Annotated in this window: 12 protein-coding genes; 6 read left to right on the top strand and 6 right to left on the bottom strand. The window is 70.1% G+C overall.

Annotated elements, in window-relative coordinates; all coding sequences use genetic code 11:
• Positions 1-182 precede the first annotated feature (182 nt).
• The gene (locus QQS16_RS21440) at positions 183-1889 is read left to right on the top strand and encodes a globin domain-containing protein (protein ID WP_286063455.1); all 1707 of its coding nucleotides are present in this window, start codon (positions 183-185) and stop codon (positions 1887-1889) included.
• A 45-nt stretch (positions 1890-1934) separates the two neighbouring features.
• On the opposite strand, the gene QQS16_RS21435 is transcribed toward QQS16_RS21440, so the two are convergent.
• The 5 genes from QQS16_RS21435 to QQS16_RS21415 all read right to left on the bottom strand — a co-directional run bounded on the left by QQS16_RS21435 (position 1935) and on the right by QQS16_RS21415 (position 5907).
• Positions 1935-2417, bottom strand: a complete 483-nt coding sequence (locus QQS16_RS21435) for an NUDIX domain-containing protein (RefSeq protein ID WP_286063454.1) — start codon at positions 2415-2417, stop codon at positions 1935-1937.
• 87 nt (positions 2418-2504) lie between these two features.
• Positions 2505-3446, bottom strand: a complete 942-nt coding sequence (locus tag QQS16_RS21430; protein ID WP_286063452.1) for a LysR family transcriptional regulator — start codon at positions 3444-3446, stop codon at positions 2505-2507.
• A gap of 292 nt (positions 3447-3738) precedes the next feature.
• Positions 3739-5001, bottom strand: coding sequence for a cystathionine gamma-lyase (locus tag QQS16_RS21425; RefSeq protein WP_286063450.1), 1263 nt, complete (start codon positions 4999-5001; stop codon positions 3739-3741).
• Entirely contained in the window at positions 4998-5522 is a 525-nt protein-coding gene (locus QQS16_RS21420; protein WP_286063449.1) for a low molecular weight protein-tyrosine-phosphatase, read from the bottom strand. The genes QQS16_RS21425 and QQS16_RS21420 overlap by 4 nt, the downstream gene beginning before the upstream one ends.
• Positions 5523-5529: 7 nt before the next feature.
• Positions 5530-5907, bottom strand: a complete 378-nt coding sequence (locus tag QQS16_RS21415; RefSeq protein ID WP_286063447.1) for a phage holin family protein — start codon at positions 5905-5907, stop codon at positions 5530-5532.
• Positions 5908-5964: 57 nt separating this feature from the next.
• On the opposite strand from QQS16_RS21415, the gene QQS16_RS21410 reads away from it, so the two are divergent.
• From QQS16_RS21410 to QQS16_RS21395, 4 genes are all read left to right on the top strand, one after another.
• Entirely contained in the window at positions 5965-6282 is a 318-nt protein-coding gene (locus QQS16_RS21410; protein ID WP_286063445.1) for a cupin domain-containing protein, read from the top strand.
• 148 nt (positions 6283-6430) lie between these two features.
• Positions 6431-6643 (top strand): DUF5326 family protein, encoded by a 213-nt coding sequence (locus QQS16_RS21405; RefSeq protein WP_286063444.1) that lies wholly within the window; start codon positions 6431-6433, stop codon positions 6641-6643.
• Positions 6644-7068: 425 nt separating this feature from the next.
• Entirely contained in the window at positions 7069-7854 is a 786-nt protein-coding gene (locus QQS16_RS21400) for an IclR family transcriptional regulator (RefSeq protein ID WP_286063443.1), read from the top strand.
• A gap of 99 nt (positions 7855-7953) precedes the next feature.
• Positions 7954-8391 carry an SsgA family sporulation/cell division regulator gene (locus QQS16_RS21395; protein WP_286063442.1) on the top strand — a complete coding sequence of 146 codons (438 nt, stop codon included), beginning with the start codon at positions 7954-7956 and terminating at the stop codon, positions 8389-8391.
• Positions 8392-8589: 198 nt separating this feature from the next.
• Here the strand turns inward: QQS16_RS21395 and QQS16_RS21390 are convergent, their stop codons facing one another.
• Complete coding sequence (locus QQS16_RS21390; RefSeq protein ID WP_353479681.1) at positions 8590-9861, bottom strand: YibE/F family protein; 1272 nt, start codon at positions 9859-9861, stop codon at positions 8590-8592.
• 967 nt (positions 9862-10828) lie between these two features.
• Here QQS16_RS21390 and thiC point away from each other — a divergent pair.
• Positions 10829-12664, top strand: coding sequence for a phosphomethylpyrimidine synthase ThiC (gene thiC / locus QQS16_RS21385; RefSeq protein ID WP_286063441.1), 1836 nt, complete (start codon positions 10829-10831; stop codon positions 12662-12664).
• Positions 12665-12689: the final 25 nt, after the last annotated feature.

The raw sequence follows: 12689 nt of genomic DNA, 5'->3' as shown, positions 1-12689 counted from the left end.
GCTGCGGCCAATGTCACACTCTCGCCTTACTTGTCCGTACGGATCCGGAACACAGGTTGAATGTGGCCGCATTGGCTGCGGCAGCGCATTGGGGAAGGCAAGCCGTCTGCGGGGGAAAGAAGGCATCTTCCGACCGAGGAAGTGCGCAGACCGACTGAGAGATGTTCGAGGCGAGGCACACCATGGACGCTCCGACCACCACGCCGGCCGACAACGGCACGTCCGGCGGCGGGGGCCGCTGGTTCACGCCGCACAAGCAGCCGACGCCGACCGGTGGCGAACAGCAGGCAGCGAGCGAGGGAAGCCGTCTGGCCGCACTGCGCCCGGTGGGCAGGACAGCGACGGGCACCGGCTCGACCCTTCGTACGGAGGAGTCCACACCGCCCGTCACGACCGACGACGCCCCGCTGCCCACCTCGACGGCCGGCCACGCAGATCCGCCCGCTTCGACGACCGGAGAAGTGCCGCGGCCGGGCCCGGCGCCGGACGACATGGCGCGCCGCGCTACGGACGGCACGCCGCAGCCCTCGGACGACATACTCCGGCCCACGGCAGCCGACGAACCGGCCCCGGTACCGGCTGGCCCGGCGCCGACCGACGTGCCGCACGCGTCCCCGATGGCATCCTCCGCCTCCGCTCCCGCCTCCCCGCCCGCTCCGAGCGCAACGTCGGCGGCAGCGGCGCCCCGTGCAGCGCCGTTCACGATCGGGCCCACCGAAGTCCCGCCGGGCGGCCGGCGGATCCCCGACCAGCGGTCCGCTCCGCCACCCCGGGACGCCTCGCCGGACGCCGTGCTCATCCGCCGGACCATGGCCGACGTCGGCCCCGTCGCCGACAAGGTCACCTCGTACTTCTACGCCCTGCTCTTCGTACGCCACCCCCATCTGCGGTCCCTGTTCCCAGCGGCGATGGACACCCAGCGGGACCGGCTGCTCAGGGCCCTGCTCACCGCGGCCGAGCACATCGACAACACCGCGGTTCTCGTCGACTACCTCCGGAACCTCGGCCGCGGCCACCGCAAGTACGGGACGCGGGCAGAGCACTATCCGGCCGTGGGCGAATGCCTCATCGGCGCCCTGAGCAAGTACGACCCGGAGTGGAACGCGGAGACGGAGGCCGCCTGGGTCCGGGCGTACACGACGATCTCGCAGGTCATGATCGACGCCGCGGCCGCGGACGAACTGCGCGCCCCGGCCTGGTGGTACGCGGAGGTCGTCACGCACGACCTGAGAACGCCGGACGTCGCGGTCGTCACCGTCCGCCCGGATCAGCCGTATCCCTTCCTCGCCGGGCAGTACACGAGCCTGGAGACGCCCTGGTGGCCGCGGATCTGGCGGCACTACTCCTTCGCCTCCGCGCCGCGTTCCGACGGCCTGCTGTCGTTCCACGTGAAGGCCGTGCCCGCGGGGTGGGTGTCCAACGCGCTGGTGCACCGCGCGCGCCCCGGGGACATCATCCGACTCGGTCCGCCGACCGGGTCGATGACCGTGGACCATACCTCCGACAGGGGACTGCTCTGCCTGGGAGGCGGCACCGGCATCGCGCCCATCAAGGCGTTGGTCGAGGACGTCGCCGAGCACGGGGAGCGACGGCCGATGGAGGTGTTCTACGGCGCCCGCACCGACCACGATCTCTACGACATCGACACGATGCTCCGGCTCCAGCAGTCCCACCCGTGGCTCTCGGTCCGCGCGGTCGTCGACCAGCAGGCGCGTCTCCAGCTTCCCGACGCCATACGTGAGTACGGCCCGTGGAACGAGTTCGACGCCTATCTGTCGGGTCCGCCCGGCATGATCCGCAGCGGCGTGCACGCGCTCAGGGACAGCGGCATCCCGTCCGAGCGCATACGCCACGACTCGGTGGAGGAACTCGTCACGGCCGCTCAGTGAGCTCGGACGGCGGCCGTCCCTCCGAGCCGGGCAAGGCGGCGGCCGTCAGCCCAGATCAGGCGCGTGCATGGCCCGTACGCCCTCGATGTTGCCGTCCAGATAGTGCCGCAGGGACAGCGGTACGAGATGGACGGAGGCGATGCCCACCCGGGTGAAGGGCACCCGCACGATCTCGTAGTCGCCGATCGGTTGGTCCATCTCGGGGCCGTGGCGCAGAGCGGGGTCCATCGACTCCAGGTGACAGACGAAGAAGTGCTGCACCTTCACGCCGGTCGCGCCGCCGTCGTCCCCGATGTGTTCGACGGTGTCGACGAAGCACGGCACCACGTCAGTGATCTTGGCGCCGAGTTCCTCGTGCACCTCCCGGTGCAGGGCGTGGACGACGGTGGGGTCCTCCGGCTCGACCCCGCCACCGGGTGTGACCCAGTAGGGATCCATGCCGGGCTTGGTGCGTTTGATCAAGATCAGGTCGTCACCGTCAAGCAGAACGGCACGTGCGGTGCGCTTGACCACGGGTCGGTCGGTCATGGGAGGAATGTGGCCCGGCTGGTTCCACGTGAAACATCGCGAAACGTCACCGATCGGGCTCACTGCGTCACCGAGCCGGATCGGGACTCAACACCAGCCGTCGGCCGCCGCCAGCAGCCACTCGTGAGCCCGTGCGATGTGCGGCATGGCGAGCGTTCCGGTGCGGACGGCGAGGAAGTACGTCCGCAGGGGTGGCACCGCCGGATCATGCAGTGCGACGACGTCCCCGCGCCGCAGTGCGGTCGCGCACAGATACCGGGGCAGCACCGCGAGCCCGGCGCCCGCCACCGCGCACGCGAGGACCGCCCGGAGGTCCGGGACGATGACGGTACCCGGTGCGGCCGGACGCGCGTCGAAGACGGAGGCCCAGTAGCGGGAGACGAAGGGCAGGGACTCGTGCACCTCGACGACGGGCACGCTGTCCAGCGCGTGCGCCCCCTTGATCGCGAGGACGCTCTCCAGAGCGCGTGCTCCCTTGCGGCGGGGCTTCCCGGACCCCAGCAGCTCGGTCCAGCGCGGAGCGGCGATCAGGACGTGCTCCTCGTCGCACAGTGCGGTCGCGGTGAGCAGGTGACCGCGCGGACGGGCCGTACTGATGGCTAGATCATGATGTCCGGCGGCCAGTCCGTCCAGGGCTTCCTCGGCGTTCCCGAAGGAGGCGCGCAGCGCGAAACCCTGGCCGTCCTCGCCGGTCAGGGCGGTGAGCGCGGGCAAGGCGCGCTCGGCGGTGAACTCGGGAGGCCCGACGAGGTGCAGGGTGCGCAGGGCGGAGTCGTCGTCGAGTCCGATCTCGGCGATCTCCACCAGGGCGTCGAGATGCGGCGCCGCCTTGTGGGCCAGCTCGTCGCCGATGGTCGTGGGAGTCACCCCGCGGGCCTGCCGTAGGAACAGCGGTCGGCCAAGCTGGCGTTCCAGGGTGCGGATCTGCGAGGTGACGGCCGGCTGGGACAGGCCGAGGAGCACGGCGGCGCGGGTGAAGGAACCGGCCCGGTGCACCGTGACAAAGGTGCGCAACAAGGCCAGATCCACGGTGACGCCCTCCCGTTCCCTGCCCTTCTCCCAACCCCGAGCAGGGCCCAACTATAAATATGTCGATAGGTTTCTGTCGTTACTGTGATTGGACACTGACACAGAGTCAACTAGCCTTGGTCGCGCGGTTCTTCGCGCACGGAACCGGGGGCGGTCCGAGCCACGAGGGGGGAGGCTCGGACCGTCCGTTGTCCGTGTACGTGGCCGGATACCGTCCGACGCGGACGCGCGTGCCGCATGGCCGCACCCGCACCGCACACACCGCGCCCGCACGTGTGCGGGTGGGCAGCACTCAGCCGGCCGACGCGTCCAGGGCCCGCAGCACGTCCGCCACCAGATCCTCGGGATCCTCGGCGCCGACCGAGAAGCGGATGAAGCCCTCCGGCACGGCGTCCCCGCCCCACCGGCCGCGTCGCTCCGCAGTGGACCGCACCCCGCCGAAGCTGGTCGCGTCGTCCACCAGCCGCAGCGCGTCGAGAAAACGGTCGGCACGCGCGCGCGTGGGCAGCGTGAAGGAGACCACGCACCCGTAGCGCCGCATCTGCCGCGAGGCGACCTTGTGCGACGGGTCGTCGGGCAGCCCCGGATAGCGCAGTCCGGTGACCTCGGGCCGCTGGCGCAGGGCCTCGGCGAGCACCAGGGCGCTCGCGTCCTGCCGGTCGACCCGGAGCTGGAGCGTGGCGATCGACCGGTGGGCGAGCCAGGCCTCCATGGGGCCCGCGATCGCCCCCACGATCTTGCGCCATCGGCGTACGGCGGCCATGGCCCCGGCGTCGCGGCCGGTGACGTATCCGAGGAGGATGTCGCCGTGTCCGGTCAGCTGCTTGGTGCCGCTGGCCACGGAGAAGTCGGCGCCGAGTTCCAGCGGACGCTGCCCGAGCGGCGTCGCGAGGGTGTTGTCGACCGCCACCAGGGCACCACGCGCGTGTGCCGCCTCGACGAGCCGCCGGATGTCGCACACGTCCAGCCCGGGGTTCGAGGGGCTCTCGATCCACAGCAGCTTCGCGCCGTCGAGGACGCCCAGCTGGGCGTCGCCGCCGGTCGGCGCGGTGCGCACCACGATCCCGAACGCCTCCAGCTGCGCGCGCACCAGGGGCAGCGCCTGGTAGCCGTCGTCGGGCAGGACGACGGTGTCCCCGGCACGCAGCTGTGAGAAGAGCACCGACGAGATGGCGGCCATGCCGGAGGCGAAGACGAGTGTCTCGACGCCGGCCTGCCCGGGTGCCTCCAGTTCGCCGATGGCCTGCTCCAGCAGGGTCCAGGTGGGGTTGTCGTCGCGGCCGTAGGCGTACGGACCTGTCACCTCGCCCGGCAGATGGAAGTGCGCGGCGAACACCGGGCCGGGCAGCGTCGGCTCGTGTTTGACCGGCTCGGGCAGCCCGGCCCGCACGGTGCGCGTGCCGTCACCGCCGTGGGCGGGCAGCCGCTGCCCGTAAGTGCCGTCGCCGCCACCGGGCAGCCCCTGCCCACGCGTGCCGTCACCGGTACCCGGCCGTTCTTGCCCCTGCGTGCCGTCGCCATTATCGGGCAGGCCCCGCCCGCTCGTCCCGCTCATGCCACCTGTCCCTTCACGCTTTCGCGTACCGCTGCGAGCAGTCCCTCGCTCGCCGCCTCCACCATCTCAAGGCACTCCTCGAACCCGTCGATGCCCCCGTAGTACGGGTCCGGGACGTCCAGGTCACCGCCTGCGGCATCGGCGGGCACGGCACGTGTCGAGGGCGACGGGCGGGCGTAGGAACGCAACAGCCGCACCTTGTCCGCGTCCTGAGCGGTCGGCGCGAGGTGGCGCAGGGCCTTGAGGTGGCTGGCGTCGAGGGCGATGACGAGGTCGAGGCGGGAGAACCATGAGGCCTGGAACCGCCGCGCGGTGTGCGCGCTGTCGTAGCCGTGGTTCCGCAGGACGGTGACGGTGCGCGGATCGGCACCGTCCCCCTCGTGCCAGCCGTCCGTGCCGGCACTGTCGACCTCCACCAGACCGCCGAACCCGGCCTCCTGAACGTGGGCGCGGAAGACCGACTCGGCCATCGGGGAACGGCAGATGTTTCCGGTGCAGACGAAGCAGACGCGGCAGGCCATGGCGTGCTCAGTCCTCGTCGGGCAGGACGACGTGGAGCGCCCAGGACACGATCGAGATGATCAGGCCGCCGAGGACGGCGGTCCAGAAGCCCTCCACGTGGAAGCTCAGGTCGAGCTTGTCGGCCAGCCACGAGGTGAGCAGCAGCATGAGGGCGTTGATCACCAGCGTGATCAGGCCGAGCGTCAGGATGAACAGAGGGAAGGTGAGCAACTGCACGATGGGCTTGACCAGAAAGTTCACCAGACCGAAGACCAGGGCGACGAGGATCAGCGTCCAGATCTTCTTGCCGGTGCCGTCACCGGTCAGAGTGATCTTGTCCAGCAGCCAGACGGCGACCGCCAGGGCGCCCGCGTTGGCGATCGTCTTGACTACGAAATTCATCATGTGTCTGATCGTGGCAGACGAGATCGGTTACGAGTACGGCGAGGGCGGACGAAGTCGATGAAGGCATTCCGGTTGGACGAACTGGAGGCGGAGCGTGCCGCCAATGACGGCGCCTACCTGCAGTTCCTGCGGGAGCGGAACATGTCGGTCGGCCTGTACGCGCTCGACGCGGGTGAGCACGACCCGCAGCAGCCGCACAACCAGGACGAGGTGTACTTCGTGGTGAGCGGGCGTGCCGCGATCACCGTCGGCATGGAGACCACCCAGGTGGCGCGCGGCAGCGTGGTCTACGTACCCGCCGGTGTCGCGCACAAGTTCCACCACATCAGCGAGGACCTCAGGGTGATGGTGGTGTTCTCTCCGCCCGAGAGGTGACCTGTGACCTCGGGGTTCCCTAAGGGATCAGTCAGGGGCGGACAAGGGGTGCGGGGCCCCCGCCGGCCCCCTTCGTCCGCCTAGCATCGAGGGCAGGACATCGGAGGACCCGGCAGCAGACGTGCCGGGCACAGGAGAGGTTGGGGCGATGCGTGAGTTCTTCTCGGGACTGCCGTGGTGGGTGAAGTGGGTCGCGGTGCCGGTCATCGCCCTGGTCGTGTTCGGCGGACTGATCGCCAGTGTCGTCGGCTTCGTGATCGGACTGCTGTTCAAGCTGCTGGTCTTCGTGGCACTGGTGGGCGGACTCGTCTACGTCGTACGGAAGTTCACGGCGAGCTCCTCGTCGCGCGGCGACTGGTGAGCAGCCGGTGCGCCCTGTGTGACCAGGGCGGCGCGTGAGAGGTCAACGTGAGGTGACCGGGGATCGGTAACAGGAATCACCGGTTCCCTCACGCGAGGGAAGTTTTCCGGGCAGCCGGTCTGCGGCTCGCGGCGGACGATTAGAGTCCGGAACTCGTCGCGGGGGACCACCCCCGTGAGCGGCGTATCCCCTCCCGTGCTCCCCGCACGGGCCGCCGCCCCCTCGCGCTTCGGGAGTGCACCTTGGCCACGGTTCACACCGCCCCCGCCGAACCCCCCGCATCCTCCGCGACCGCCGTCCCGGCTCCGGGAGCCGGCCTCCGGCCTCCCCGGCAACCCGCACCGCCGACGGGTCCGCAGCGCCCGACGACACCTCGCGAGCGGCCGGCGCCGACGGCACCGCCCCACTCGACCGCGACCCCTCCCGTGCAGCGGCACGTACCGCGGTCCTCCGCACCACCGCACTCCACCACCCTCATCGGCTCGGTGCAGCGCGCGATGCGCCTGCTGGAGGCCGTCGCCGAGCACGCGTACGGCGCCCCCGCCAAGCAACTGGCCCGTGAGACGGGTGTGGCGCTTCCGACGGCCTACCACCTGCTGCGCACCCTCGTGCACGAGGGCTATCTGCGCCGGGACAAGGGGCTGTTCTTCCTCGGTGAGGCGGCCGAGCGGCTGGGCAGCAGCGGAGCGCGGCAGAAACGTCGCAGCACGGTCGTCGACACACTCGCCGACTGGCGTGACGCCCTCGGAGTCCCCGTCTACTACGCCATGTACCGCGACGGCGAGATCGAGGTCGTCTGCGTCTCCGACACCCCGGGCAATCCGGCGGTCGAGGAGTGGGCCGACTTCCGCGAGACCGGCCACGCGCACGCCATCGGCCAGTGCCTGCTGGCCCAACTGGACGAGGACGCCCGCCGCGACCACCTCGACCGCCACCCCGTGCAGTCCATCACCCCGTACACGGTGCGTGACGGCCGCAGCATGCTCCGGCGGCTCGAACGCATGCGGCGGATGGAGCCGGTGACGGAGCGACAGGAGTACGCGCTGGGCACGGTGTGCGCGGCGATCCCGATCACGGTGGGGACGACGGCCGCGACCATGGCCATCTCCCTTCCCGCGCATCAGGCGGATCGTCTGCCTGCGGCGACACGCCAGTTGCAGAACGAAGTGGGGCGGCTGCTGGGGTCACTCGCTATCTCTATCAGCATTTGAAAACTCACTCCTTGTGATCTGGCGTACACGTTGAGCAAGATGCCAGCAGTGTCAGAGGGGTCATTCCCGGCCAGACGACGTCACACGACGGGGTAGGCGATGCGCGAGTCCGTACAGGCAGAGGTCATGATGAGCTTTCTCGTCTCCGAGGAGCTCTCCTTCCGCATCCCGGTGGAGCTGCGCTACGAGACCTGCGATCCCTATGCCATCCGGCTGACCTTCCATTTGCCCGGCGACGCCCCGGTGACCTGGGCCTTCGGACGCGAGCTGCTGATCGACGGGGTGGGCCGGCCGTGCGGGGAGGGAGACGTACGGGTCACGCCCGCCGACGCCGACACGCTGGGTGACGTACTGATCCGGCTTCAGGTCGGCGGCGACCAGGCGCTGTTCCGCTCGTCCACGGCCCCGCTGGTCGCCTTCCTCGACCGCACCGACAAGCTGGTGCCGTTGGGCCAGGAGGGTGCTCTGGCCGACTTCGACGCCCATCTCGACGAGGCGCTGGACCGCATCCTCGCGGAGGAGCAGAGCGCGGGCTGAGGCCTGCCGGCCGACAAAGACGACGGAACGCTTCTGCTGGGGCGGCGCCGTGACCTGGTCGGGGTGTGGGCGTGGATGCCGCGGGCGGGCTCCTGCGGCGACCTGACGTCGACGTCGACACCTCTCAGATCAGTGCCTGCGCCGTCGTCAGTGCCTGGGCGCAAGTCCACGCCGCTCAGGTGCATGCCTGGGCCTACGTCAACGCCTGCGCCGACGTCCCTTTCCGCCGCGTGCAGGAGCCGGGCGGGCACCCGCGGCTGCCGGTCCCAGTCCCGTCCCTGCCCCGGTGCTCGTCCCCGTCCCGAGTGCCGTCCCGGCCCCGGCGGTCGCGGTCTCCGCTCCCGGACGGTCGGCCGACACGACCAGGGCCGCCAGGGCCGTGGTGACCGGTACAGAGGCGACCAGGCCGATCGAACCCACCAGCGTGCGGACGATCTCGGCCGCGACGAGCTCGCTGTTGGCGACCGTCCCCACACTGCTCTGGGCGATCGAGAAGAGCAGCAGCAACGGCAGCGCGGCGCCCGCGTAGGCGAGGACGAGCGTGTTGACGACCGACGCGATGTGGTCGCGGCCGATGCGGATGCCCGCCCGGTAGAGCCCACGCCAGCCCATGGACGGGTTGGCCTCGTGCAACTCCCAGACCGCCGACGTCTGCGTGACCGTCACGTCGTCCAGGACACCGAGTGAACCGATGATGACGCCGGCGAGCAGCAGGCCGCTCATGTCGATCGTCGGGTACAGGCCGTGGATCAGACCGGTGTTGTCGTCCGTGTTGCCGGTCAGCGCGGCCCAGTCGATGAACAGTGAGCCGAGGACCCCGATCAGCAGCAGGGAGATCAGCGTGCCGAGCACCGCCACGGAGGTTCTGGCCGACAGGCCGTGGCACAGGTACAGGGCGATGAGCATGATGGCGCTCGACCCGACCACCGCCACGACCAGCGGATTCGAGCCCTGCAGGATCGCGGGCAGGACGAAGAAGTTCAGGATCAGGAAGCTGATGGCCAGCGCGACCAGCGCCATGACACCGCGCAGCCTGCCCACCACCACGACGGCGAGGGCGAAGATGCCGGCGAGCAGGGACATCGGCAGCCTGCGGTTCACGTCGGTGACCGAGTACTGCAGGTCCCGCGGCGCGGAGGGCTCGTAGGCGACCACGACCTCCTGGCCCTGCTCCAGTTGCCGTGACTGGTCGGGCTGCACGATCTCCGTGAAGGTACGGCCCTTGTCCTTGCCGGTGTCGATCCGGATCGTCGCCCTCTTGCAGGTGCCGTTCGCCTGCTGCTGGGCGGACGAGCCCTCGGCGGTGGAGGTGTCGCCGGTCGGGGTGCCCCCGGAGGCGTTCACCGACTCGCAGCTCAGGCTCTCGACCTTGGTGACCGTCGCCTGCTGGGTCTGCCGGTCGAAGCCGACGCCGGTGCGCTCGTGCGCCGGCGCGCCCCCGGGCCACAACACCGCGAGCCCGACCAGCACCGCGGCGGCGAACGGGATCAGGACGGCGGCGATGACCTTGCGCAGATGCTTGGATACGGGCGCGGCCGGCCCGTGACTGTGCGAGTGGCCGTGTCCGCCACCGGGCCCGGGACCGTCGTGGCCGTGTCCGCCACCGGAGCCGGGACTGTCATGCCCGTGCCCGCCGCCGGAACCGGACCCGCCACCGAGCCCCGGACCGCCGTTCCCGGGCCCGCCACCGGAGCCCGGCCCGTTGTGCCCGTGCCCGCCACCGAAAGCCGATCCGTCGTTCCCGGACCCGCCGCCGGGCCCCTGCCCGCCCCCGGAACCGTCGCCGACATGATCGTGACCGGACCCACCACTGTGACCGTGACCGGGCCCACCGCCGGAGTCCTGGCCCTGACCGGGCGCACCGCCAGAACCCTGGCCGGGACCGCGCCCGCCGCCGAAGTCCTGACCGTGCCCCTCAGGAAATCCGGCGCCTTGGGCACGTCCGGCACCCCGGGCACCGAAGAAGTCATAAGCACCGCTCCGGCCACCTTCGTGCCCGCCGACAGGGTTGCGGTCGCCCCCACGGCCGGCACCGAAGCTGTCTCCACGGCCCTCACCAGGGCCGTTTCCGCGGCCCTCACCCCGGCCGTCTCCACGTCCGCCGTCGTCTCCGCTGCCGTTCCCGCCGTCCGGCCCGCGCGGCGGCTCGGATGGCGGGAACGGGAACTGCTGTCTCGTGGTCACCGACCGATCATCGCAAGAACGGCAGGGGCCCTCTGTTCACCGCGCCCGAATTGACGCTAGCGTGGAGGCACCTTTGAACACGCGGGAGCTCGGAGCACCGGGCTGAGAGGGCGCTGACCTCCGTCCCAGCCATGTTTCACATGAAACATCGCCACAAGCGAGTGATGTTTCACACGAAGCACCGGCAGACGGACATCGCTGCGTCGACCGCCGAACCTGTTACCGGGTAATGCCGGCGTAGGGAGTAGGTCTCATGACCAACAAGGACGCACGCACGCCTGCCTCCACCCAGCCCGCGCGGGCTTCGACGGCGACGCCGACGGAGACCGCGCCGAACGGGGAGGCCGGGAAGTCCATCGGCTGGCACAAGGCGTACGTCGAGGGCTCACGCCCTGATCTGCGGGTGCCGGTCCGGCAGGTGCACCTCACCAACGGGCAGTCGGTCACGCTGTACGACACGTCCGGTCCGTACACCGATCCCCTGGTCGAAACCGACGTCCGCAGGGGCCTGGCGCCACTGCGGGAGAACTGGATCATCGCCCGAGGCGACACCGAGGAGTACGCGGGCAGGCCCGTCCGTCCCGAGGACGACGGGATCAAGCACACCTCGCCACGAGGCGGTCTGCGCAACCTCGACGCGGTGTTCCCGGGACGGCCCCGGATGCCGCGCCGCAGCCGTGACGGCAAGGCGGTCACCCAGCTCGCGTACGCCCGCCGGGGCGAGGTCACACCCGAGATGGAGTACGTGGCCGTCCGGGAGAACGTTTCTCCGGAGGTGGTCCGGGAGGAGATCGCGGCGGGGCGGGCTGTCCTGCCGGCCAACGTGAACCACCCGGAGATCGAGCCGATGATCATCGGCAAGCGGTTCCTGGTGAAGGTCAACGCCAACATCGGCAACTCCGCGGTGACGTCCTCCATCGAGGAGGAGGTCGAGAAGATGACCTGGGCGACCCGCTGGGGCGCCGACACGGTCATGGACCTGTCCACCGGCCGCAACATCCACACCACCCGAGAGTGGGTCCTGCGCAACTCCCCCGTCCCCATCGGCACGGTGCCGCTCTATCAGGCCCTGGAGAAGGTCGACGGCCGCGCCGAGGAGCTGACTTGGGAGATCTACAAGGACACGGTCGTCGAACAGGCCGAGCAGGGCGTGGACTACATGACCGTCCACGCGGGCGTGCGCCTGCCGTTCGTTCCGCTGACGGCGAACCGCAAGACCGGCATCGTCTCGCGCGGAGGCTCGATCATGGCCGCCTGGTGCCTCGCGCACCACAAGGAGAGCTTCCTGTACGAGAACTTCGAGGAGCTGTGCGAGATCCTCGCGGCCTACGACGTCACGTACTCGCTCGGCGACGGCCTTAGGCCGGGCTCCATCGCGGACGCCAACGACGAGGCGCAGTTCGCGGAGTTGCGCACGCTCGGGGAACTCAACCGGATCGCGAAGCGTTTTCACGTACAGACCATGATCGAAGGCCCGGGGCATGTCCCGATGCACAAGATCAAGGAGAACATCGACCTTCAGCAGGAGATCTGCGATGAAGCTCCGTTCTATACGCTCGGCCCGCTGACGACGGACGTCGCGCCGGCGTACGACCACATCACCTCCGGCATCGGTGCCGCGATGATCGCCTGGTGGGGCACGGCCATGCTCTGCTACGTCACGCCCAAGGAGCACTTGGGCCTGCCCAACCGTGACGACGTCAAGACCGGCGTCATCACCTACAAGATCGCCGCCCACGCAGCCGACCTCGCCAAGGGGCACCCAGGTGCGCAGGAGTGGGACGACGCGCTGTCCGACGCCCGCTTCGAGTTCCGGTGGGAGGACCAGTTCAACCTGGCCCTCGACCCGGACACGGCACGGGAGTTCCACGACGAGACACTGCCCGCCGAACCCGCCAAGACGGCTCACTTCTGCTCGATGTGCGGGCCGAAGTTCTGCTCGATGAAGATCAGCCACAGCATCACCGAGCGGTTCGGAGGTGACATGGCCGAGGGGGCGTCGGCGGAGGAGATCGTCGAGGGCATGCTCCGCAAGTCGGAGGAGTTCGCAGCGAGCGGGAACCGGGTGTACCTGCCGATCGCGGACTGACGTCGACCGGGCCGGCGCTCGCTGT

The organism is Streptomyces sp. ALI-76-A (assembly GCF_030287445.1).
Taxonomy (GTDB): Bacteria; Actinomycetota; Actinomycetes; order Streptomycetales; family Streptomycetaceae; genus Streptomyces.
This window is presented reverse-complemented; position numbering and strand designations above follow the sequence as displayed.